Origin of the sequence: Streptomyces crystallinus (genome assembly GCF_039521265.1) — a bacterium.
In the GTDB taxonomy this organism is placed as follows: Bacteria; Actinomycetota; Actinomycetes; order Streptomycetales; family Streptomycetaceae; genus Streptomyces; species Streptomyces crystallinus.
The window spans coordinates 191,436-213,071 of record NZ_BAAACA010000037.1 but is presented as its reverse complement, the minus strand read 5'-3'; the positions used below and the strand labels follow the sequence as shown (position 1 = coordinate 213,071).

Sequence of the window (21,636 nt, the reverse complement as noted above, 5' to 3'; positions counted from 1 at the left end):
TTGACGGGTGCGCAAATTCTGGGTGGCAGGCGGGATCGGGGTCGGGCTGTGCCTGAGCTTCCTCGCGCTGCTCGTCGTCGGTACGTACTCGGCCGCGGCCGGGCTGGCCGGCGGCCTCGGCGGCGGGGGCAACGCGGTCGGGCTGGCGAAGGGCGCGGTCCCCGCCAAGTACCAGCCGCTGGTGCAGAAGTGGGGCACGCTCTGCCCCGCGCTCAACCCGGCGCTGCTCGCTGCCCAGCTCTACCAGGAGAGCGGCTGGAACCCGACCATCGTCAGCCCCGCCAAGGCGCAGGGCATCGCGCAGTTCATCCCCGGCACCTGGGAGTCGCACGGCATCGACGGCAACGGCGACGGCAAGCGCGACGTCTGGGACCCGCAGGACGCCATCCCCTCGGCCGCCTCGTACGACTGTGAACTCGCCAAGTACGTCAAGAACGTGCCGGGGGATCAGAGCGGCAACATGCTGGCCGCCTACAACGCGGGCGCGTACGCGGTGATCAAGTACGGCGGGGTGCCGCCGTACCCCGAGACCCAGAACTACGTAAAGATCATCCGCACCCTGGAAAAAAGCTTCGCCCGCCCCACCACCCGAGTGGCCCCCTCCCAGCAGGCCGCCGGGGCCATCTACTACGCGCAGCAGAAGCTCGGGACGCCCTACCTCTGGGGTGGGGAGGGGACCGCCGCGCAAGGGGGGCGGTTCGACTGTTCCGGGCTGACGCAGGCCGCTTACGCCAGCGTCGGGATCCAGTTGCCGCGTGTCGCCAACGACCAGTACAACGCCGGGCCGCACCCCTCCCGCGGCGAGCTGCTCCCCGGGGACCTCGTCTTCTTCTCCGACGACCTCACCAACTCCCGCGCCATCCACCACGTGGGGCTGTACGTCGGCGGCGGGTACATGATCAATGCCCCGTACACCGGCGCCGTCATCCGCTTCGACAAGATCGACGCGCCGGACTACTTCGGGGCGACCCGGGTCACCAAGGACGGCGCCGCCGCGTTGCCGACCTTCAAACCGGGTACGTGACCGGCGGTAGGAAGTGGCTGGATCTCGTCGCCACTCTGCGTCAGGCCATGGCCCTGAGCTGCGACGATGAGTCTCTCTTCGGTAACGTCGTGGTGATCATTCCGTGGAGAGTGGAACGCGAGGGCCGTTCAGGCCGTTCAGTGGACAGTGACCGCAGGAGTACTGACCACGGGGGTTGGTAGCTACACGCACAGGCAAGGGGCCTCGGCATGGCTGGACTCGCGCTCGACGGGTCGAACCTGGACGTCAGCCTGCTCTACGACATCAACGGACTCGCCGCTTCCGCCCCCACGTGGTTCGACCGCGTGATGGAGTTCGTCGGGGAGTACGGCATCCTGCTCGCCCTCGTCCTCGTCGTGCTCCGGTGCTGGTGGAGCCTGCGGCGCGGGGAGGACCGCGAGAGCGCGACGGCGTCCGTCGCCGCCCTCGTCTGGGCGCCGCTCGCCGCCGGGATCGCGCTGCTCGTCAACATCCCCATCAGGGGCTTTGTGGAGCGGCCCCGGCCCTTCCTCTCCCACAAGGGTCTCGACGTCCTGGTGGACGGCAAGACCGACTACTCGTTCGTGAGCGACCACGCCACGATGGCGATGGCGATCGGCGCCGGACTCTTCGTCGCCCACCGCAAGTTCGGCCTCCTCGCCATCGCTCTCGCGCTCGCCGAGGGCTTCTGCCGCGTCTACATGGGCGTGCACTACCCCACGGACGTGGTCGGCGGCTTCGCCCTCGGCACCGCCGTCACGCTGCTCCTCGCCCCGCTCGCGCTGATGCTGCTGACCCCGCTGGTGTCGACGGTGGCCCGCTCGCCCCGGCTGGGCCGTCTCGTACGGTCGCGGCGCGCCGGCCAGTCCTCGCTGCGGCTGGCCGCGGACCTGCCGGGGCCCAGGGGGCCGCGCGCGGGGACGGGCGCCGGGCCCGGGGAGAACGACCTGGCGGCGTAAGCCGGTTGCCTCACAGCGCCTGCGGGAAGTCGAACAGCCGCCCGGGGTCGTAGCGGTGCTTCAGCTCGGCGAGCCGGGGCGCGGCGGCGCCGTAGTACGCCCTGCGCCAGTCCTTCAGCTCCGGGTCGGTGTAGTTCTGGTAGGCGGCGCCGTTGGCGTACCGGCTCAGTGCGTCATGGGTGGAATTCAGCCATGCCCGCTGGGCCGTTCCCGAGGTGCCGGGGCGCCAGGCGGCGATGTACTGCGCGAGCACCCGGGAGCGGCGGTGCACGAACGCCGTGGCCGTCGGGGAGACCCGGTTCAGCGCCCCGCCGAGCGCCGTGAGCGCCACGTTGCCCGCGCCGCCGCCCTGGGCCACCGGCACGCTCCCGAAGGCCTCGGTCCTGGCGAGCAGGGCCCGTACGCCGTCGGCGGGGAGCGGCCGGTCGAAGAACGCGGACCGGGCGGCGTACGTCTCGCGCTGGAGCGCGCCTCGGGGCGAGCGGCCGGGGGTGGTGCCCGGGAGGTGGCACTGCGCCTCGGAGAGGGCCGCGCAGCCCGCGTACGCGAGCATCGCGTCGGTGTAGCCGTGGCGGCGCATCGAGACGGAGGAGGCGGGGGCGCCGACGCGGTCGGCGAGGCGGTCCACGGCGTTCTGGAGGTCGCCGTAGGAGCCCAGGGAGAACGCGGCGACGCCGACCGTGGGCGCCGCCCCGGCCCGCGCGCCGCCCGCGGCCGCCCCGAGTTCGGCGGCGGACCAGATCTCGTCCGGCTGGTCGGGGCCCCACTGCTGCCAGGCCTCGATCACGGCCCGCGCCCTCGCCCAGGGCCAGGTCAGATACGCGGTGACGGTCTGCGGGGCGTCGTGCGTACGGAAGGTGAGGCCGGTGACCACGCCGAAGTTGCCGTTGCCCGCGCCGCGCAGCGCCCAGAACAGGTCGCTCTCGTGGTCGGCGTCGGCGGTGAGCCGTCGGCCGTCGGCCGTGACCAGGGTCGCGGAGGTGAGGCTGTCGCAGGTCGCCCCGTACGCGCGCGTGGCGACGCCGTGGCCGCCGCCGAGGGTCAGCCCGGTGACGCCGACGGTCGGGCAGGAGCCGCCGGGGATCGTCCGGCCGCGGCGGCCCAGGGCCAGGTAGACGTCGAGCAGCCGGGCGCCCGCGCCGACCGTGGCGGTGGCGCCGTCGGCCCGGACGCCGTTCAGCTTCGAGAGGTCGAGGACCAGGCGTCCGGTGCCCGACGACCACCCGGCGTACGAGTGGCCGCCGCCGCGCAGGGCGACGGGGGCGCGGTGGGCGCGGGCGAAGGCCAGGCACTCCTGGACGTCGGCGTCGTTCGCCACATAGGCGACGGCGGCGGGTCTCAGGCCGTCGAAACGGGTGTTGTAGAGCTGGCGCGCGGTCGGGTACGCGGCGTCGTCCGGCCGTACGAGGGTTCCGGCGAGGCCGCGTGCGAGGGCGGTCCAGGGAGCCGTGGAGCCGGTCGGACCGGTCGTGCGGGTGGCGGCGGGCCGTGGCCGGGGAGCCGCCGGGCCGCAGCTCACGGCGGCGAGGCCGGCACCGGTGGCGACGAGCAGGGAACGCCGATCCATGGGGGACGCCTTCCCGGTGGCTCGGGCTCAAAACCGCGCGCCCCTGCTGGACGGGGCGTTCGGCTGCGGCCCGTTTGGTTCCCCGCCCCCGGGAGGGCCTTCGTTCGCCAGCGGACCGTGCTGGGCTGGTCGCGCAGTCTCCCCGCGCCCCCTGACTGCCCAGGGGCGCGGGGAACTGCGCGACCAGCCACAGCGGGCCCGCAGACGAAGGGCGACGGATCCGGCCGGGGCGGCGGTGCCGAACCCGGAGGAGTGGGTCATGGCCCACTACCCGGCCGACGCGTGCTCCTGCGCGTCCGTTCGCGCCTTGTCGCGGGAGCGGCGGGCGGGGCCGCTCCAGCCGCAGGTGCAGCGGGCGTGGGCGAAGCTGCCGCGTTCCGTCGTGGTGGTGCGGTGCTCAGGAGCGGAGGCTTGGTGGGACACGCCGCCACGGTACCGAGCGCCGGGCGCGGGCGTGACCGGGGTGGGGACGCGGTCGTTAAGCGGGGCGGGTGGTGCGGCGGGACGTGGCTGGCGTTTGGGGGTTTGACGGCGATGACGGTGCAGCGGCAGAGGCGTGCGGGCGCGGGGTTCGCCGGTGCCGCCGTGACCGGTGTGACGGCCGTCGCGGTGACCGCCGCGGGCGTGCTCGTCGCCGGGTGCGGGGCGGGCGGCGCCCCGGGCGCGGACGGGCCGGGCGGGCGGCCGGCCGAGCCGGGGCAGGTGGTGGCCCGGGCGGCGGACGCGCTGGTGGCCGCCCGCAGCTCCAAGACCAGCACCTCCATGGAGATGGCCGCGGGCGGGACGCGGGTGACGATCCGCGGCGAGGGGGTGTACGACTTCACCCGCCGTATGGGCCGGTTGAAGGTCGTCCTGCCCAAGGACGCGGCGGGCGCGGAGGAGCACCGCCCGATCACCGAACTGCTCGCGCCGGGCGCGCTGTACATGAAGAACCGGGGAGCGGGCGTCCCCGCCGACAAGTGGGTCCGGGTCGACACGGCGACGCTGCCCGACGGCAACCTGGTCACCGGCGGGGTCACCGACCCGATGGTCGCGGCGGAACTGCTGCGCGGCTCCGGCGCGGTGACGTTCGTGGGCGAGGAGGACCTGGCCGGCGTCCGGGTCCGGCACTACCGGGGCACCGCCGACATCCCCCGCGCGGCGGGCGCGGCCGGGCCGCACGCGCGCGGATCGCTGACGGCGGCGGCGAAAGGGTTCGGCAAGGCGAAGGGCGCGGTGCCCTTCGACGCGTACTTCGACGCCCAGGGCCTGCTGCGCAAGCTGCGCCAGCGGTTCAGCTACGTCAACGACGGGCGTACGGTCGCGGTCGCCTCGACCACCCTGCTGTACGGATTCGGGGTGCCCGCGGCCGTGAGGCTGCCGGCGGCGCGGGACATCTACGCCGGAAAGATCGAGTCATAGGGGTCCGGGGGGCGTTCGGGAATTCAGTCATGGACGGTGGCGGAAATGGTCCGTCCGTGCCATGCGCGGTGTGTGTCCTCCTCCCTACGCTAGGAAGCCGACGACGGCAGAAAGAGGGGTAGAGGGGTGAGGTGCGTGGCCGGGCTTCGCAGCACAACCGTCCAGGACCACGTGGCCCTCGTCGAGATCGAGCTGTGCGGCGAGCTGATGATCGCCGCCTCGGCGGCGGACGGGGAGCGGCTCAGTCCTGATCTGATCGACGAGGTGCTCAAGGTCGAGCCCGAGGCCCCCGCCGGGCGCGGGGACTGATTTCGGCCAAGACGGCGTGCCCGGTGGACCTGACCGACCCCGGCCGCCGCTTTTCGGCCAGGTGGCCGGGGTGCCGGGGTGGCTCCATGGACGCGCGGGACGCGCGGGACGCGCCGGGCTGCCCGGGGGCGAAGGGCTGCCCGGGGGCGAAGGGCCGGGGCGGGCCGTTCTCAGGTGCGCAGCAGCCGGGCGATCGCCTTGGTCGCCTCTTCCACCTTGGCGTCGATCTCCCCACCGCCCTTCACCGCCGCGTCCGCCACGCAGTGCCGCAGGTGCTCCTCCAGGAGCTGGAGGGCGAAGGACTGGAGGGCCTTCGTGGACGCGGAGACCTGGGTGAGTATGTCGATGCAGTAGACGTCCTCGTCCACCAGGCGCTGGAGCCCGCGGATCTGGCCCTCGATGCGGCGCAGCCGCTTGAGGTGTTCGTCCTTCTGCTTGTGGTATCCGTGCACCGTGTGCGGCTGGTCCGTGAGGACGGTGTCCGGCTCGGCGGGCTCGGTGGTCGTCATCGCGTCCTCCCGTTGTACGAAAAGGGGGTGGATACCCCTCGTGGGTATAGGGTAACGAACCCTGCGAAAGCGGGCCCGGAAACGGGCCGGGGGCCCGTGCTGATCACTGTGCCTGATGGGCGACACTGAAGTACGCCGGTTAGCCGTGGCCGGATGATGCGCCTAGCATCAGCCTGACCGAATCCAAAGCACCCCGAGGACCCCACGTGCGCTTTCGTCTGACCCCCAGGGAGACGAGCTTCTACGACATGTTCGCCGCATCCGCGGACAACATCGTCACGGGCTCGAAGCTCCTGATGGAACTGCTCGGAGCGGACTCCGCGTCCCGGGCCGAGATCGCGGAGCGGATGCGGGCAGCGGAGCACGCGGGCGACGACGCTACCCACGCGATCTTCCACCAGCTGAACTCCTCGTTCATCACGCCGTTCGACCGCGAGGACATCTACACCCTCGCTTCGTCGCTCGACGACATCATGGACTTCATGGAGGAGGCCGTCGACCTCGTCGTCCTCTACAACGTGGAGGAACTGCCCAAGGGCGTCGAGCAGCAGATCGAGGTGCTGGCCCGGGCGGCCGAGCTGACCGCCGAAGCCATGCCGAACCTGCGGACGATGTCCAACCTCACCGAGTACTGGATCGAGGTCAACCGGCTGGAGAACCAGGCCGACCAGATCCACCGCAAGCTGCTCGCCCATCTCTTCAACGGCAAGTACGACGCCATTGAGGTGCTCAAGCTCAAGCAGATCGTGGACGTGCTCGAAGAGGCCGCGGACGCCTTCGAGCACGTGGCGAACACGGTGGAGACCATCGCCGTCAAGGAGTCCTGAGCTTCGTGGACACCTTTGCACTGGTCGTGACCATCACGGTCGCGCTCGGATTCACGTACACGAACGGTTTCCACGACTCGGCGAACGCCATCGCGACCTCGGTCTCGACGCGGGCGCTGACGCCTCGGGCGGCGCTGGCCATGGCCGCCGTGATGAACCTGGCCGGTGCGTTCCTCGGCCAGGGGGTCGCGCACACCGTCAGCAAGGGCCTGATCGAGACGCCGACCGGCGACAAGGGGATGGGCATCCTCTTCGCCGCGCTGCTCGGCGCGATCGTCTGGAACCTCGTCACCTGGTACTTCGGTCTTCCCTCGTCCTCCTCGCACGCGCTGTTCGGCGGCATGGTGGGCGCGGCGCTGGCGGGCGGCACGGACGTCATCTGGACCGGTGTCCTCGAAAAGATCATCATCCCGATGTTCCTGTCCCCGGTCGTCGGTCTGCTCGCCGGCTATCTGGTGATGTGCGCGATCATGTGGATGTTCCGCAAGGCCAATCCGCACAAGGCCAAGCGCGGCTTCCGTATCGCGCAGACCGTCTCGGCGGCGGGCATGGCGCTCGGGCACGGCCTCCAGGACGCCCAGAAGACGATGGGCATCGTGGTGATGGCGCTGGTCATCGGCGATGTGCAGAGCGCGGACGCGCCGATTCCGGTGTGGGTGAAGATCGCTTGTGCGGTGATGCTGTCGCTCGGTACGTACGCGGGTGGCTGGCGGATCATGCGGACGCTGGGGCGCAAGATCATTGAGCTGGATCCGCCGCAGGGGTTCGCGGCGGAGACGACCGGCGCGTCGATCATGTTCGTGACGGCGTTCCTGTTCAAGGCGCCGATCTCCACGACGCATGTGATCACTTCGGCGATCATGGGTGTGGGGGCGACGAAGCGGGTCAACGCGGTGCGGTGGGGGGTCGCGAAGAACATCATCCTCGGGTGGTTCATCACGATGCCGGCCGCGGCGTTGGTGGCGGCGGCCAGCTATTACGTGGTGCGGCTCTTCTTCGGCTGAGCCCCCACCCACGGCCGGGGCCCGGCCTTTGTCTGCGGCTGAGTGGGTGGCTGGTCGCGCAGTTCCCCGCGCCCCTAGGGGGTCGGCCGCAGCCGGAGTACTCAGCTCAGCCACGGGCTTTTAGGGGCGCGGGGAACTGCGCGAGAAGAGGCCACGACCCGCAGACGAAAGAGGGTTTAGGGGCGCGGGGAACGGCGCGAGCAACCACCCACTCACTCGCAGACGAACGAGGGTTTCCAGGGGCGCGGGGAACTGCGCGAGCAACCCACCACCGGCCTGCAGACAGGCACCGGGCCGGAGAGGGGCGCGAGCAACCACCCACTCACTCGCAGACAAAGGCCGGGCCCGCCCCCTGGCACCAGGGGGCGGGCCCTTCGTCTTGCGGTGGCACCGCCATGCAGCACCGCAGACGGCTGAGGGTCTATCCGAAGCGGCCCGAGATGTAGTCCTCGGTCGCCTGGACGGACGGGTTGGAGAAGATCCGCGCGGTCTCGTCGATCTCGATGAGCCGGCCGGGCTGCCCGACCGCGGCCAGGTTGAAGAAGGCCGTACGGTCCGAGACGCGCGCCGCCTGCTGCATGTTGTGCGTCACGATGACGATCGTGAAGCGCTCCTTCAGCTCGCCGATCAGGTCCTCGATCGCGAGCGTCGAGATCGGGTCCAGGGCGGAGCAGGGCTCGTCCATCAGCAGGACGTCCGGCTCCACGGCGATCGCCCGCGCGATGCACAGACGCTGCTGCTGGCCGCCGGACAGACCCGAGCCGGGCTTGTTGAGGCGGTCCTTGACCTCGTTCCAGAGGTTCGCGCCCTTGAGGGACTTCTCGACGACGTCCGCCAGCTGGTTCTTCTTGTACGAGCCGTTCAGCCGCAGCCCGGCCGCCACGTTGTCGAAGATCGACATGGTGGGGAACGGATTCGGGCGCTGGAAGACCATGCCCACCGTACGGCGCACGGCGACCGGGTCGACCTCCCTGCCGTACAGGTTCTCGTCGTCCAGGAGCACCTTGCCCTCGACACGGCCGCCGGGGGTGACCTCGTGCATCCGGTTCAGGGTGCGCAGGAACGTGGACTTGCCGCAGCCGGAGGGGCCGATGAAGGCGGTCACGGAGCGGGGCTCCACGGTCATCGAGATGTCCTCGATGGCCTTGTGGGAGCCGTAGTACGCGGTCAGGCCGCTGACGTCGATTCGCTTGGCCATGGAAATCACTGCTTCTTTCGTTGGTCGCGTCAGCGGCCGGTCTTCGGGGCCTTCCAGCGGGCGATGCCGCGGGCCACCAGATTGAGGATCATGACGAAGGCGATCAGCACCAGGGCACCGGCCCACGCGCGGTCGTACGACGCGTCGCTGCCGACCCGGAACTGCTCCCAGATGTAGAAGGGGAGCGAGGACTGGGCGCCGTCGAAGGGGTTGGTGTTGATCAGCTGGCTGCCGAAGACGAGCAGCATGATCGGCGCGGTCTCACCGGCGATACGGGCGATGGCGAGCATGACGCCCGTGGTGATGCCGCCGATCGCGGTCGGCAGGACCACCTTCAAAATGGTGCGCCACTTCGGCACACCGAGGGCCAGCGAGGCCTCGCGCAGCTCGTTCGGGACGAGCTTGAGCATCTCCTCGGTGGAGCGCACCACGACCGGCATCATCAGGATCGCCAGCGCCAGCGAGCCCATGAAGCCGGAGGGCTTGAGCTCGAACATCAGCATCAGGGTGAGGATGAACAGGCCCGCCACGATGGAGGGGATGCCGGTCATCACGTCGACGAAGAACGTCACGGCCTTGGCGAGCGCGCCCTTGCCGTACTCCACCAGGTAGACCGCGGTCAGCAGCCCGATCGGGGCGGAGATCAGGGTGGCGATGCCGACCTGCTCCAGGGTGCCGATCAGCGCGTGGTAGACGCCGCCGCCCTTCTCGAAGCCGGGGACACCGGCCATCGAGTGGGTCATGAAGTCCCCGTCGAGGACCTTGGTGCCGCGCTTGATCGTCGTCCAGAGCAGGGAGAGCAGCGGGACCAGCGCGAGGAGGAAGCAGACCCAGACCAGCGAGGTGGCGACGCGGTCCTTGGCCTGGCGCTTGTTCTCGACGGCCGCGGTGACCACGTACGAGACGAGCACGAACAGGAGCGCGGAGAGCAGGCCCCACTGGACCTTGCTGTCGAGGCCGAAGACGAGGCCGGTGCCGCAGCCGAGCGCGAGGCCGGCGGCGCCGAAGGCGGCGGTGGCCCAGCGGGGCAGGCCGCGGCGGCTCAGGCTGCCCTTGCGGGGAGCGGAGGGGGCGGGACGGGTGTCCTGCACTACTGCGTTCGACATCAGGCGTTCGCCCCCGAGTACTCCTTGCGGCGCGCGATGATCAGGCGGGCCGCGCCGTTGACCAGCAGGGTGAGGACGAAGAGCACCAGGCCGGAGGCGATCAGGGCGTCCCGCCCGAGCTCGTTGGCCTCGTCGAACTTCGCCGCGATGTTCTGGGCGAAGGTGCCGCCGCCGGGGTTGAGCAGGTGGAGGGAGATCAGATAGCTCGGGGAGAGGACCGTGGCGACGGCCATCGTCTCGCCGAGCGCGCGGCCCAGACCCAGCATGGAGGCGGAGATGATGCCGGAGCGGCCGAACGGCAGCACCGACAGCCGGATGACCTCCCAGCGGGTGGCGCCGAGCGCCAGGGCGGCCTCCTCGTTCATCCGCGGGACCTGGAGGAAGACCTCGCGGCTCACGCTGGTCACGATCGGCAGGATCATGATCGCGAGCAGGATGCCCACGGTGAACAGCGAGCGGGCGACGCCGACCTCGGTCTTCTCGAAGACGTAGGTCCAGCCGAGGTACTCGTCGAGCCAGGAGTTCAGACCCTCCAGGTACGGCACGAGGACGATGGCGCCCCAGATGCCGTAGATGATCGAGGGGATCGCGGCGAGCAGGTCCACCACGTAGGCCAGCGGCGCGGCCAGCTTGCGCGGCGCGTAGTGCGAGATGAACAGGGCGATGCCGACAGCGACCGGGACCGCGATGACCATCGCGATGATCGAGCTGGCGACCGTGCCGAAGAGCAGGACGGCGATGCCGAAGACCGGCTTGTCCCCGGCGGGGTTCCAGTCGAAGGTGGTGAGGAAGTTGCCCTCGTCCTTCGAGATGGCCATGCCCGCGCGGACGCTCAGGAAGACGGCGATCGACGCCATCAGGACGAGCAGGAAGACACCGGATCCCCGGGAGAGGCCGAGGAAGACCTTGTCGCCCGCGCGTCCGGTGGACTTGCGGCGCAGGGCGGGTGCCGCCGGTGGCGGCGGGGTGTTCGTGGTTATGGAAGCCATCGATCTTTCCGGTCTGTGGGCGGGGACGGCAGGGGTCCCCTGGCGGCGGTGCACCGGATGGTGGGGGCGGGGGCCGGATCGGGACCCCCGCCCCAGGGGCCTTCGGACGACCGGTCCACCGGTCGGCCGTCGGCCCGACGGGGTGTTACTGAAGACCCGCGACCGTCTCGCGGACCTTGGCGTTGATCTCGGCCGGGATCGGCGCGTAGCCGGCGTCCGACAGGATCTTCTGGCCCTCGTCGCCCGAGGTGTAGGTCAGGAAGGACTTGACCGTGCCGAGGGTGTCGGCCTTGTTGCCCTTGTCGCAGGCGATCTCGTACGTGACGAGGACCAGCGGGTAGGCGCCGTCGGCCTTGGTGGTGTAGTCCAGGCCGAGGGCCAGGTCCTTGCCGGTGCCCTTGATCTTGGCGGCGGCGATCGCCTTGGAGGCGTTCTCCGAGGTGGCCTTGACCGGGGCGGCGGCGCCCGTGTTGATGTCCACGGTCTTGATGGACTGCGCGGTGGCGTAGGAGAGCTCGAAGTAGCCGATCGCGCCGTCCGTCTGCTTGACCTGCGCGGCGACGTCCGAGGAGCCGGCGGCGGCCTGGCCGCCCGGGGCCGGCCACTTCTTCTCGGCCGGGTAGGGCCAGTCGGCCTTGGCGGTGGCGCCGAGGTACTTGCCGAGGTTCTGGGTGGTGCCGGAGTCCTGCGAGCGGTGGAACGCCTGGATCGCCTTGTCCGGGAGCTTGGCGCCCGAGTTCAGCTTGGCGATGGCCTCGTCGTTCCAGTTCTTGATCTTGCCGTTGAAGATCTTGGCGATCGTCGGGGCGTCCAGGACCAGGCTGTCGACACCCTCCAGGTGGTAGCCGATCGCGATCGGGCCGCCGACCATCGGGAGGTTGATGCCCTGGCCGCCGCCCGCGCAGACCTTCTTGGAGTTGGCGACCTCCTCCGGCTTCAGCGGCGAGTCCGAGCCCGCGAAGCCGACCTGCGACTGGTTGAAGGCGATGATGCCCTCACCGGACGAGGAGGACTTGTAGTTGATCTCGACGCCCTTGCAGGCCGCCATGTAGTTCTTGACCCACAGGTCCATGGCGTTCTTCTGCGCGGAGGAACCGGAGGCCAGCAGCTGGCCCTTGGCGCCGTCGCACTTGATGTTCGAGGCCGCGCTCGTCTTGCCGGTGCCGCCCGTGGAGCTCGAACCCTTGTCGTTGTCGTCGCTGCCGCACGCCGTGAGGGCCAGGGCGCTGGACACGGCGATGACGCCGAGGGCGGTGGCGCGGAGCCGGTTCTTGCGCTGAAGCTTCACTTTCGGGTGTTCCTTCCAGGAGCCGCCGGTGTCCGTCCGTTGTACGGCGGCGTGCGAAGAGGTGTCCGGTCGGGCGGGTCGCCTCACACCGTGTAAGGCCGAAATTAGGCAGAAGAGGTGAAGCCGCCGACGGAGGAGAGTGAACGGGAGGTGAACCGTGGCGGACAGTGCGGTGGCGACCGTTACCGGTTCGTGTTCAGCCGCTCCCGGCAGGTGAACAGCACCCGGCGCCGACCCGCTCCGGCCCTGGTGGGACGGGTCGGACGGATCCCTCACGCCCGGAACAGGGCGTTCAGCAGCGCGTCGACCAGCTGTCGGTCGCGCGGCTCGGTGAGCCGGTGGCGGGCGGCCGCCGGGGCCAGCCAGAGCACCCGGTCCACCTCGTCGCCCGGCACGAAGCGGCCCTCGCCGGCCTCGGCGGCCCAGTAGTCGACCACCTTGGGGCGGCCCTGGACGTCGATGTAGTGCGCCGTGGGCAGCCGGGCGCCGGGCACACAGGTGTGCCCGGTCTCCTCCAGGACCTCCCGCAGCGCCCCCGCGAGCGGCTCCTCGCCCCGCTTGAGCTTGCCCTTGGGATGCGACCAGTCGTCGTACTTCGGCCGGTGCACCAGACAGATCTCCAGCCCGCCGTCGCCCCACGGCGAGCGGCGCCACAGCACGCAGCCCGCCGCGAGGACCAGCCCGTCGCGGTTCACGGCGCCGTCACCGGCGCGCTCACCGCCGCCATCGGCTGCCAGACCTGCTGGAAGGCGAACCGGGCCGCCTCCACCTCGTGGCGCTGGTCGGCGTGGAGCACCCCCAGGGCGTACGCGGTCGCCGGGGCGATCCTCGGGGTGCGGGCCGCGGCGGCGGCCGCCGCGGCCGCCTCCGAGGCGTCCCGGTGCCGGTCCAGCGCGAGCCCGGCCCGCGAGAGCCGCTCGTCGTCCTCGTACGGCACAGGGGTGCGCAGCACCTCCTGGGCGTACCGGTGCAGCCGCAGCAGCAGCCGCACCTGGTGCCAGGGGGCGTCCTGCGCCTCGCCGGACTGCACCAGCGCCTCCGCGTTGTACGGATGGGCCGCGCGGGCCAGCGGCAGCGCGGCCACCGCCTCCGCCAGGCGCTGCTCGGCGAGCTGGGCGGCCGGCGGCAGCACCTCCACCGCGTAGGCCGCCGCCGAGCCGGACAGCGGCACCTCGCTGGCGAGCAGCGCCACCGCGTCGGCCACCGCGTGGAACCGGGACGAGCCCAGCGCCTGGAGGGCCGCCGAGTGCGCCCGGGTGCGGGCCAGCGTCAGCTGGCGGTCGAGCAGCGCGCCCGCCCGGGCCGCGCCCACCGCCAGCGCCCCGGCCGCCGACTCGCCGCGCGGCAGCGGCACCTGCGGGGTGCCCGACAGCCGCTGGAGGCCGTCGAGCAGCCGGGCGAGCCGGGCCGCGCAGGCGTGCTCCCCGGCCAACGTGGCGGAGAGCCAGGCCAGTTCCGTACGCAGCGGCTCGGACCAGGCCGGGTCGAGCAGCGGGCGGAAGGTGTGCAGCGTGCCGCTGATGCGGCGGGCGGCGCGCCGCAGCGCGCGAGCGGCCTCCTCGGCGCCGTCGTTGTCGGGCCCCGCCTCGCGGTGCAGGCGGAGGCTGCGCAGGAACTCCCCCGCCCGCGCGTGGAGATAGGGGGACAGCACGGCCCCGGCGGTCTCCGGTCCCGGGATCTTCTCAGGGCGTAGCACGCCGGCGCCTCCGGGCGTCTATCAGCATCTCCTGTACGTGGCGCAGCGGCTGTCCGTCGGCGTCGGCGGCGTGCCGGGTCCACTCGCCGTCCGGGCCCAGGTGCCAGGAGGAGGTGGTGTCCGACATACCGGTCTCCAGGAGCCGGGTGAGAGCCGCGCGGTGGGCCGGGTCGGTGACCCGGACCAGTGCCTCGATGCGGCGGTCCAGATTGCGGTGCATCATGTCGGCGCTGCCCAGCCACACCTCGGGCTCGCCGCCGTTGCCGAACGCGAAGACCCGGGAGTGCTCCAGGAAGCGCCCCAGTATCGACCGCACCCGGATGTTCTCGGAGAGCCCGGTGACACCGGGCCGCGCCGCACAGATGCCGCGTACCCAGATGTCGACCGGCACACCGGCCTGCGAGGCCCGGTAGCAGGCGTCGATCACGGCCTCGTCGACCATCGAGTTGACCTTGATGCGGACGTAGGCGGGCCGCCCGGCGCGGTGGTGGGCCGTCTCCTTGTTGATGCGCGAGACCAGGCCGTCCCGGAGGGACTTGGGCGCGACGAGGAGGCGGCGGTAGGTCTCGCGGCGCGAGTAGCCGGACAGCCGGTTGAAGAGGTCCGAGAGGTCGGCGCCGACCTGCGGGTCGGCGGTGAGCAGCCCCAGGTCCTCGTAGAGCCGGGCCGTCTTGGGGTGGTAGTTGCCGGTGCCGACGTGCGAGTAGCGGCGCAGGGTGTCGCCCTCCTGGCGCACCACCAGCGACAGCTTGCAGTGCGTCTTCAGGCCGACCAGGCCGTACACCACATGGCAGCCCGACTCCTCCAGCTTGCGGGCCCACTTGATGTTGGCCTGCTCGTCGAACCGCGCCTTGATCTCGACCAGCACCAGCACCTGCTTGCCGGACTCGGCGGCGTCTATCAGCGCGTCCACGATCGGCGAGTCGCCCGAAGTGCGGTACAGGGTCTGCTTGATGGCGAGCACGTCCGGGTCGGCGGCCGCCTGCTCCAGGAACGCCTGCACCGAGGTGGAGAACGAGTCGTACGGGTGGTGGAGCAGCACGTCGCGCTCGCGCAGCGCGGCGAAGATGTCCGGCGCGGAGGCCGACTCGACCTCGGCGAGGTCGCGATGGGTTCCGGCCACGAACTTGGGGAACTTCAGCTCCGGCCGGTCGAGCGCCGCGATGCCGAAGAGGCCGGTGAGGTCGAGCGGGCCCGGCAGCGGGTACACCTCGGCGTCGCTGATCTTCAGCTCGCGCACCAGCAGGTCCAGCACGTACGGGTCGATCGACTCCTCGACCTCCAGGCGCACCGGCGGCCCGAAGCGGCGCCGCATGAGCTCCTTCTCCAGCGCCTGGAGGAGGTTCTCGGCGTCGTCCTCCTCCACCTCCAGGTCCTCGTTCCGGGTCACCCGGAACATGTGGTGGGCGAGCACCTCCATGCCCGGGAAGAGCTCTTCGAGGTGGGCCGCGATGACGTCCTCGAGCGGCACGTACCGCTGCGGCGAGGCCTCCAGGAACCGCGAGAGCAGCGGCGGCACCTTGACCCGGGCGAAGTGGCGGTGGCCGCTGACCGGGTTGCGCACGACCACGGCGAGGTTGAGCGAGAGCCCCGAGATGTACGGGAAGGGGTGCGCGGGGTCCACGGCCAGCGGGGTGAGCACCGGGAAGATCTGCTGGCGGAAGAGCGTGAAGAGCCGCGCCTGCTCCTTCTCGGTCAGATCGGGCCAGCGGATCAGATGGATGTTCTCGTCGGCGAGCGCCGGGGCCACGTCCTGCTGGTAGCAGGCCGCGTGCCGGGCCATGAGCTCGCGCGAGCGGGTCCAGATCAGGTCGAGGACCTCGCGGGGCTGGAGCCCGGAGGCGGACCGGGTGGCCACGCCGGTGGCGATACGGCGCTTCAGACCGGCCACCCGGACCATGAAGAACTCGTCCAGGTTGGAGGCGAAGATCGCCAGGAAGTTAGCCCGTTCGAGGAGGGGGGTGCCCGGGTCCTCGGCGAGCTCCAGGACGCGCTCGTTGAAGGCGAGCCAGCTGCGCTCGCGGTCCAGGAAGCGCCCCGAGGGCAGCTCGTCGCCCCCGGGCGCGTCCTCGCGGTCGCGCTCGTACCCCTCGTACCCGTCCAGATCCGCGTCGATGTCCGGCTCCAGGTCGGAGACGGCGGCCGCGAGGGTGTGCGGCCGGTGGGCGGCTATGGAGCCGACCGACGGCTGGGCGGCGGGCTGGAGGTGGACCTCGGCGCTGGGCTGCTGGCTCATGAACCCATTCTTCCGCGCCCGGCCGCTCTCAGGCGCGTCGGAGAGCACGTCGGAGCGGGCAGGCGTGAGCGCCGTGGGGCGGGCGGCGGTCCCGTTCCGGGAGGGTGGCACCTCGGGCTGCATTGAGTGAGCGTCGCAAGCGTGTCTGAATGCGCGGTAACGAGGACATGACGTGCGGGAATCCGAGGCCTGACGTGGATGTCAGGTCCAGCCCGGCGGTGCCGGGCGCCCTACAGGGGCGCGGGGAACTGCGCGACCAGCCCAGTACGACCCGCACCCCGGAGACGGCACCGGCTCAGGATTCGGTCCGGTACATCAGATCCACCTCATGCGTGCTGAACCCCAGTCGTTCATACACCGCCACCGCCGCCGTGTTGTCGGCGTCCACGTACAGCATGGCCACCGGCACCCCCTCGGCGGCGAGATGCCGCAGGCCCGTCGCGGTGAGCGCCTTGCCGAGGCCCCCGCCCTGGGCGTCGGGGCGGACGCCCACCACGTACACCTCCCCGATCCTCTCGGCCGCGTGCACCTTCGTCCAGTGGAAGCCCACGATCCGGCCCTCGCGCTCGGCGAGGAAGAAGCCCTTCGGGTCGAACCAGGGCTCGGCCTTGCGGTCGTCGAGGTCGCGCTGGGTGAGTGCGCCCTGCTCGGGGTGGTGGGCGAAGGCCGCCGCGTTCACGGCCAGCCAGGCCGCGTCGTCCTCGCCGGGCACGAAGGTCCGTACGTCCACGCCCGGCGGGTACACCGGCTCGGCGATGTCGTTCGGGCCCAACGGCCGCCGCATCTGGCGCAGTTCGCGGAACAGGGTGAGGCCGAGGACCTGGGCGAGGTGGCGGGCGGCGGAGTGGCCGCCGTGCGCCCACACCCGCAGCCGCTTGCCGGAGGCGCCGAGCAGCGCCGAGCCGAGCGCCCGGCCGTGGCCGCGCCCGCGGTGGGCGGGGTGGATGACGAGCTCGGCGGCCGGTGCCTCGATGGGGTCGGTGTCCTCCAGCTGCGCGTATCCGATCAGCTCGGACCCCTCGGCCGTGGTGACCGTGAGCAGGAAGTGACGGATCCCGGGCCGCCGGCCGCCCCGCAGCTGGAGCCGGCCCTGCTCGGACACGGCCTGCTGCCCGTCGGCCCCGGCGGCCTCGGCGAGCAGCGCGAGGACCTCCTGGGCCTGGGGGTGGGTCAGCTCGTCGAGGGTCTGGATCTCACGTCCGGAGGGGCCGGGCACGGCGGGGTCAGTCGTCATGGGTACGAGCGTACGGCGGCCGGGGGCAAAACCTGACGTACCGACAAACGGCAACCATCCCGTAACCCCCACCCCCCTGTCGCGCTACGCGCGTTGACCCTAGGCTTCCGCTCGCGGCGGACGACCATCGTGTTTCGGCCACCGCACGACCACCTCGGCGCACTCTGCGCGCACACCCGCTCCACCACCAGCTGAATCCTTAGGGGAGAGATGACAGCGACACCCAAGAACCACGGCGGCCGCGCGGGCCGCCGGGTCCTGGCGGCCGCCGCCGGGCTCACCACGCTCGGCGCGCTCGTCGCGGCGATGCCGTCCGCCGCCGCCCACGACCACGGCCACGGCCACGGGCACCCGAAGCCCTCGCGGACGGTGGACGTGCAGCTTCTCTCCTTCAACGACCTGCACGGCAACCTGGAGCCGCCGGCCGGCTCCGCCGGAGCCGTGAACGAGAAGCAGCCCGACGGCACCGTGAAGTCCATACCGGCCGGCGGCGTCGAGTACCTGGCGTCCTCGCTGCGCACCGCGCGCCAGGGCCACCCGTACTCGATCACCGCCGCCGGCGGCGACATGATCGGCGCCAGCCCGCTGCTCTCCGGCCTCTTCCACGACGAGCCGACCATCGAGGCGCTCAACAAGATCGACCTGGATGTCACGGCCGTGGGCAACCACGAGTTCGACGAGGGCGCGGTCGAGCTGGCCCGGATGCAGAACGGCGGCTGCCACCCGGTCGAGGGCTGCTACGAGAAGGGCAGGAAGTTCCCGGGCGCCGGCTTCCCGTATCTGGCCGCCAACGTGACCAGCGAGAAGACCGGCAGGCCGATCCTCAAGCCGTACACCGTGTGGAAGAAGAACGGCGTCAAGATCGGCTTCATCGGCGTGACCCTGGAGGGCACCCCGAACGTCGTGACCGCCTCGGGCGTCAAGGGCCTGAAGTTCCACGACGAGATCGAGACGATCAACAAGTACGCCAAGGAGCTCGACCGGCAGGGCGTGAAGTCCATCGTCGCCCTGATCCACGAGGGCGGGCTGCCCGCCACCAACGCGTACAACTACGACTGCGACTCGGCGGGTCCCGGCAGCGGTCTGTCCGGCCCGATCGTGGACATCGCCAAGGGCATCACGCCCAAGGTCGACGCGCTGGTCACCGGCCACACCCACCAGGCCTACACCTGCACGATCCCGGACCCGGCGGGCAACCCGCGCATGGTCACCTCGGCGGCCTCCTACGGCAAGCTCTTCACCGAGACCACGCTCACCTACGACAAGCGGACCAAGGACATCGTCCGGACCGCCGTGAAGTCGCCGAAGTCGGTGAACCACATCGTCAGGCGGGACCAGGCCAAGGCGCAGGACATCACCGACCTGATCGCCCGCTGGAACAAGCTGGCCGCCCCGATCGCGGGCCGCCCCCAGGGCTACATCGCCGCCGACATCAACGGCCGCGGCTCCGAGCTGCCCGAGAAGCCGCTGGGCGACCTGATCGCGGACGCGCAGCTCGCCGGGCTCTCCCCGGCCGACAAGGGCGGCGCCCAGCTCGCCTTCATGAACCCCGGCGGCATCCGCTCCGACCTCGTCTACAAGGCGAGCGGCAGCGAGGGCGACGGGGTCGTGACCTACGGCGAGGCGTTCACCGTCCAGCCGTTCACCAACATGATGAACGTGGTCGACCTGACCGGCGCCCAGATCATCCAGGGCCTCCAGCAGCAGGTCAGCGGCGGCAACGCGGCCTCCCCGAAGATCCTCCAGGTCTCCAAGGGCTTCAGCTACACCCTCGACATGACCAAGACGGGCGCGGACCGCGTGCTCGTCGACACGGTCAAGCTGAACGGTGTCGCCCTCGACCCGGCGAAGACCTACCGGGTCGCCATGAACGAGTTCCTCGCGGGCGGCGGCGACGGCTTCGCGGCGCTCGGCCAGGGCAAGAACAAGCTGGTCGGCGCCTCCGACCTGGACGTCTTCAACGCCTACCTGGCCGCGAACTCCTCGGCCTCGGCCCCGCTGGCGACGCCGGCGGGCGGCCGGATCACGGTCGTGGGCAAGGCGGCGGGCGAGTAGCCGCCCCTTGTCGTACGTGAGTGGGGCGCCGGAGGATTCCGGCCCCCCACTCCTCGTTACGCCAGCGGCGCGTCCGGCGGCGGAGTGGGCGCCCCCGGCAGCCGGATCGTGGCGACCGTCCCGCCGCCGTCCCCCGCCGCGCCCAGCGTGACCGTGCCGCCCGCGTGCTGGACCGTACGGGCCACGATCGACAGGCCGAGGCCCGAGCCCGGCAGCGAACGGGCCGAGGGGGAGCGCCAGAACCGCTCGAAGACGTGCGGGAGTTCGTCGGCGGGGATGCCGGGGCCCTGGTCGCGCACGGTCAGGGTGCCCCGGTCGAGGGTGACCTCGACGGTGCCGTGCGGCGGGCTGAACTTCACCGCGTTGTCCAGCACGTTGACGACGGCGCGCTCCAGGGACGCGGGCTCGGCCCGTACGTACCAGGGCGCCAGCTGCGCCCTGATGTCCAGCTCGGGCCCGCGCAGCCGGGCGCGGTCGAGCGCGAGCCGGGCGATGTCGTGGAAGGCGACGACCTCCAGCGGCCCCGCGCGGACCGCGTCGGGCCGGGACAGCTCCTGGAGGTCGCCGATCAGCGAGGCGAGCTCGGTCATCTGGGCCTTGACGGAGGCCATCAGCGCCTTGCGGTCGGCGGCCGGGATGGCCCGGCCGGTCTCCTCGCTCCTCGCCAGCAGCTCGATGTTGGTACGCAGCGAGGTGAGCGGGGTGCGCAGCTCGTGGCCCGCGTCGGCGATCAGCTGCGACTGGCGGTCGCGGGAGGAGGCCAGCGCCGCCGTCATCGCGTTGAAGGACCGCGAGAGCCGGGCGATCTCGTCCTCGCCCTCGGCCGGGATACGGACGGTGAGGTCCTCGGTGCGGGCCACGTGCTCGACCGTGCCGGTGAGCCGGTCCACCGGACGCAGACCCGTGCGCGCGACCCACAGACCGGCGGCTCCGGCGCCGAACACCCCTATGCCGGAGACGATCAGCAGGACGATCGCCAGCTTGTTGAGCGGCGTGGTCACATCGGACATCGGCACCGCGATGGAGACGGCGACCCGGCTCTGCTGGACGGGGCCGGTGACGCGGGCCGCCTTGGTGTAGACGCGGCGCTCGACCCCGGCGCCGTCCGTCGTGGTGTGCAGGGCGTCGTCGCGCAGTCCGGCGGCGACCTCCACGTCCGAGCGCTCCACCCGGAGGTGGGCGGACCTGGGGTTGGCGCACACCGTGCCGTCCGGGAAGACCAGCTGGGTCAGCGGGGTGTTGCCCGGCAGCCGGATCGGCTTGGGGTCGGGGCTCTGGCACGTCTGGATCAGTACGTTGGCGTACTCCTCGCTGGCCGAGCTCGCCGCCTGGTTGCGCAGGCGGTTGTCGAGCTGGCTGGTCAGCACGCCCTGGGTGATGAACCAGCAGGCGGCGGCCATCGCGGCCACGGCCACCGTCACCGCCGTGGCGACGAGCAGCGCGAGCCGGGACCGGAGCGGCAGCTCACGGAACCACCGCAGGGCTCTGCTCACTCCGCGCCGCCCGAGCGCAGGGCGTACCCCACTCCGCGCACGGTGTGGACCACGCGGGGCTCGCCGCCCGCCTCGGTCTTGCGGCGCAGATACATCACGTACACATCGAGGGAGTTGGACGACGGCTCGAAGTCGAAGCCCCAGACCGCCTTGAGGATCTGCTCGCGGGTGAGCACCTGGCGGGGATGGGCCAGGAACATCTCCAGGAGCGTGAACTCGGTACGGGTCAGCTCCACCACCCGCTCGCCCCGGGTCACCTCGCGGGTCGCCAGGTCCATCCGCAGATCGCCGAAGGTCAGCACGTTGTCGTCGTGCCGGTCGCCGCCCGCCGGTCCCGCGTACGAGCTGCGGCGCAGCAGCGCGCGGATGCGGGCGAACAGCTCGTCCAGCTCGAACGGCTTGACCAGGTAGTCGTCCGCGCCCGCGTCGAGGCCGGTGACGCGGTCGCCGACGGTGTCGCGCGCGGTGAGCATGAGCACCGGGGTGGTGGACCCGGCGGCGCGCAGCCGCCGGGCGGCGGTGAGCCCGTCCATCCGGGGCATCTGGATGTCCAGGACGATCAGGTCGGGCCGGTACGCCTCCGCCTTGGCCAGCGCGTCCAGCCCGTCGACGGCGACCTCCGTCCCGTACCCCTCGAAGGCGAGGCTGCGCTGGAGCGCCTCACGGACGGCGGGCTCGTCGTCGACGATCAGGATGCGCTGGGTGTCGTCCTCGGCGGCTGCGGGGCTCATCGGTCTCGGGTCTTCCTCGGGGTGTGGCCCG

Annotated in this window: 20 protein-coding genes; 7 read left to right on the top strand and 13 right to left on the bottom strand. The window is 71.5% G+C overall.

All coding sequences use genetic code 11. The features are described from left to right. Positions 1-7 precede the first annotated feature (7 nt). Together ABD236_RS26135 and ABD236_RS26130 are read left to right on the top strand one after the other, a co-directional pair. Positions 8-1,024, top strand: a complete 1,017-nt coding sequence (locus ABD236_RS26135; RefSeq protein WP_344077492.1) for a C40 family peptidase — start codon at positions 8-10, stop codon at positions 1,022-1,024. A 209-nt stretch (positions 1,025-1,233) separates the two neighbouring features. Beyond that, positions 1,234-1,962 (top strand): phosphatase PAP2 family protein, encoded by a 729-nt coding sequence (locus ABD236_RS26130; protein ID WP_344077490.1) that lies wholly within the window; start codon positions 1,234-1,236, stop codon positions 1,960-1,962. Positions 1,963-1,972: 10 nt separating this feature from the next. Here ABD236_RS26130 and ABD236_RS26125 read toward each other — a convergent pair whose 3' ends face one another. After that, on the bottom strand, positions 1,973-3,529 hold the full coding sequence (locus ABD236_RS26125) for an FAD-binding oxidoreductase (protein WP_344077488.1): 1,557 nt from the start codon (positions 3,527-3,529) through the stop codon (positions 1,973-1,975). 267 nt (positions 3,530-3,796) lie between these two features. Beyond that, the gene (locus tag ABD236_RS26120; RefSeq protein WP_344077486.1) at positions 3,797-3,952 is read right to left on the bottom strand and encodes a hypothetical protein; all 156 of its coding nucleotides are present in this window, start codon (positions 3,950-3,952) and stop codon (positions 3,797-3,799) included. Between the two features lie 111 nt (positions 3,953-4,063). On the opposite strand from ABD236_RS26120, the gene ABD236_RS26115 reads away from it, so the two are divergent. Both ABD236_RS26115 and ABD236_RS26110 read left to right on the top strand, forming a co-directional pair. Further along, the gene (locus tag ABD236_RS26115; RefSeq protein WP_344077484.1) at positions 4,064-4,930 is read left to right on the top strand and encodes an SCO4651 family lipoprotein; all 867 of its coding nucleotides are present in this window, start codon (positions 4,064-4,066) and stop codon (positions 4,928-4,930) included. Positions 4,931-5,065: 135 nt separating this feature from the next. Continuing rightward, a complete protein-coding gene (locus tag ABD236_RS26110) occupies positions 5,066-5,239 on the top strand; it encodes a hypothetical protein (RefSeq protein WP_425543956.1) in 174 nt (57 codons plus the stop codon). 170 nt (positions 5,240-5,409) lie between these two features. Here the strand turns inward: ABD236_RS26110 and ABD236_RS26105 are convergent, their stop codons facing one another. Continuing rightward, positions 5,410-5,748: a metal-sensitive transcriptional regulator gene (locus tag ABD236_RS26105; protein WP_067155185.1), complete on the bottom strand. Its 339-nt coding sequence runs from the start codon at positions 5,746-5,748 to the stop codon at positions 5,410-5,412. A gap of 206 nt (positions 5,749-5,954) precedes the next feature. On the opposite strand from ABD236_RS26105, the gene ABD236_RS26100 reads away from it, so the two are divergent. Both ABD236_RS26100 and ABD236_RS26095 read left to right on the top strand, forming a co-directional pair. Beyond that, on the top strand, positions 5,955-6,575 hold the full coding sequence (locus ABD236_RS26100) for a DUF47 domain-containing protein (protein WP_190094774.1): 621 nt from the start codon (positions 5,955-5,957) through the stop codon (positions 6,573-6,575). A 5-nt stretch (positions 6,576-6,580) separates the two neighbouring features. Then, on the top strand, positions 6,581-7,579 hold the full coding sequence (locus ABD236_RS26095) for an inorganic phosphate transporter (protein WP_344077476.1): 999 nt from the start codon (positions 6,581-6,583) through the stop codon (positions 7,577-7,579). Between the two features lie 421 nt (positions 7,580-8,000). On the opposite strand, the gene pstB is transcribed toward ABD236_RS26095, so the two are convergent. The 8 genes from pstB to mshD all read right to left on the bottom strand — a co-directional run bounded on the left by pstB (position 8,001) and on the right by mshD (position 17,326). Continuing rightward, positions 8,001-8,777 (bottom strand): phosphate ABC transporter ATP-binding protein PstB, encoded by a 777-nt coding sequence (pstB, locus tag ABD236_RS26090; RefSeq protein WP_344077474.1) that lies wholly within the window; start codon positions 8,775-8,777, stop codon positions 8,001-8,003. 29 nt (positions 8,778-8,806) lie between these two features. Beyond that, a complete protein-coding gene (gene pstA, locus ABD236_RS26085) occupies positions 8,807-9,883 on the bottom strand; it encodes a phosphate ABC transporter permease PstA (RefSeq protein ID WP_344077472.1) in 1,077 nt (358 codons plus the stop codon). Further along, the gene (pstC, locus tag ABD236_RS26080; RefSeq protein WP_344077470.1) at positions 9,883-10,872 is read right to left on the bottom strand and encodes a phosphate ABC transporter permease subunit PstC; all 990 of its coding nucleotides are present in this window, start codon (positions 10,870-10,872) and stop codon (positions 9,883-9,885) included. The genes pstA and pstC overlap by 1 nt, the downstream gene beginning before the upstream one ends. 145 nt (positions 10,873-11,017) lie before the next feature. Further along, on the bottom strand, positions 11,018-12,160 hold the full coding sequence (gene pstS / locus ABD236_RS26075) for a phosphate ABC transporter substrate-binding protein PstS (protein ID WP_344077468.1): 1,143 nt from the start codon (positions 12,158-12,160) through the stop codon (positions 11,018-11,020). Positions 12,161-12,432: 272 nt separating this feature from the next. Further along, entirely contained in the window at positions 12,433-12,855 is a 423-nt protein-coding gene (locus ABD236_RS26070; RefSeq protein WP_344077466.1) for an NUDIX hydrolase, read from the bottom strand. Next, positions 12,852-13,856, bottom strand: a complete 1,005-nt coding sequence (locus tag ABD236_RS26065) for a CHAD domain-containing protein (protein ID WP_344077464.1) — start codon at positions 13,854-13,856, stop codon at positions 12,852-12,854. Before ABD236_RS26065 ends, ABD236_RS26070 begins: the two co-directional genes overlap by 4 nt. Further along, positions 13,843-16,092 (bottom strand): RNA degradosome polyphosphate kinase, encoded by a 2,250-nt coding sequence (locus ABD236_RS26060; protein ID WP_344077462.1) that lies wholly within the window; start codon positions 16,090-16,092, stop codon positions 13,843-13,845. The genes ABD236_RS26065 and ABD236_RS26060 overlap by 14 nt, the downstream gene beginning before the upstream one ends. A gap of 295 nt (positions 16,093-16,387) precedes the next feature. Then, entirely contained in the window at positions 16,388-17,326 is a 939-nt protein-coding gene (gene mshD, locus ABD236_RS26055; protein ID WP_344077460.1) for a mycothiol synthase, read from the bottom strand. Between the two features lie 210 nt (positions 17,327-17,536). Between mshD and ABD236_RS26050 the strand changes: the two genes are divergently transcribed. After that, positions 17,537-19,381, top strand: a complete 1,845-nt coding sequence (locus ABD236_RS26050) for a bifunctional metallophosphatase/5'-nucleotidase (protein ID WP_344077458.1) — start codon at positions 17,537-17,539, stop codon at positions 19,379-19,381. A 56-nt stretch (positions 19,382-19,437) separates the two neighbouring features. On the opposite strand, the gene ABD236_RS26045 is transcribed toward ABD236_RS26050, so the two are convergent. Both ABD236_RS26045 and ABD236_RS26040 read right to left on the bottom strand, forming a co-directional pair. Next, positions 19,438-20,874: a sensor histidine kinase gene (locus tag ABD236_RS26045; RefSeq protein ID WP_344077456.1), complete on the bottom strand. Its 1,437-nt coding sequence runs from the start codon at positions 20,872-20,874 to the stop codon at positions 19,438-19,440. After that, positions 20,871-21,605 carry a response regulator transcription factor gene (locus ABD236_RS26040; protein ID WP_344077454.1) on the bottom strand — a complete coding sequence of 245 codons (735 nt, stop codon included), beginning with the start codon at positions 21,603-21,605 and terminating at the stop codon, positions 20,871-20,873. The genes ABD236_RS26045 and ABD236_RS26040 overlap by 4 nt, the downstream gene beginning before the upstream one ends. Between the last annotated feature and the right edge of the window lie 31 nt (positions 21,606-21,636).

What these genes read in the sequence shown, in the direction of transcription:
- pstC (WP_344077470.1), bottom strand. Translation starts at nt 10,872, where the DNA reads ATGGCTTCCATAACCACGAACACCCCGCCGCCACCGGCGGCACCCGCC.
- ABD236_RS26105 (WP_067155185.1), bottom strand. Translation starts at nt 5,748, where the DNA reads ATGACGACCACCGAGCCCGCCGAGCCGGACACCGTCCTCACGGACCAG.
- pstB (WP_344077474.1), bottom strand. Translation starts at nt 8,777, where the DNA reads ATGGCCAAGCGAATCGACGTCAGCGGCCTGACCGCGTACTACGGCTCC.
- mshD (WP_344077460.1), bottom strand. Translation starts at nt 17,326, where the DNA reads ATGACGACTGACCCCGCCGTGCCCGGCCCCTCCGGACGTGAGATCCAG.
- ABD236_RS26040 (WP_344077454.1), bottom strand. Translation starts at nt 21,605, where the DNA reads ATGAGCCCCGCAGCCGCCGAGGACGACACCCAGCGCATCCTGATCGTC.
- ABD236_RS26050 (WP_344077458.1), top strand. Translation starts at nt 17,537, where the DNA reads ATGACAGCGACACCCAAGAACCACGGCGGCCGCGCGGGCCGCCGGGTC.
- ABD236_RS26115 (WP_344077484.1), top strand. Translation starts at nt 4,064, where the DNA reads ATGACGGTGCAGCGGCAGAGGCGTGCGGGCGCGGGGTTCGCCGGTGCC.
- ABD236_RS26060 (WP_344077462.1), bottom strand. Translation starts at nt 16,092, where the DNA reads ATGAGCCAGCAGCCCAGCGCCGAGGTCCACCTCCAGCCCGCCGCCCAG.
- pstA (WP_344077472.1), bottom strand. Translation starts at nt 9,883, where the DNA reads ATGTCGAACGCAGTAGTGCAGGACACCCGTCCCGCCCCCTCCGCTCCC.
- ABD236_RS26125 (WP_344077488.1), bottom strand. Translation starts at nt 3,529, where the DNA reads ATGGATCGGCGTTCCCTGCTCGTCGCCACCGGTGCCGGCCTCGCCGCC.
- ABD236_RS26130 (WP_344077490.1), top strand. Translation starts at nt 1,234, where the DNA reads ATGGCTGGACTCGCGCTCGACGGGTCGAACCTGGACGTCAGCCTGCTC.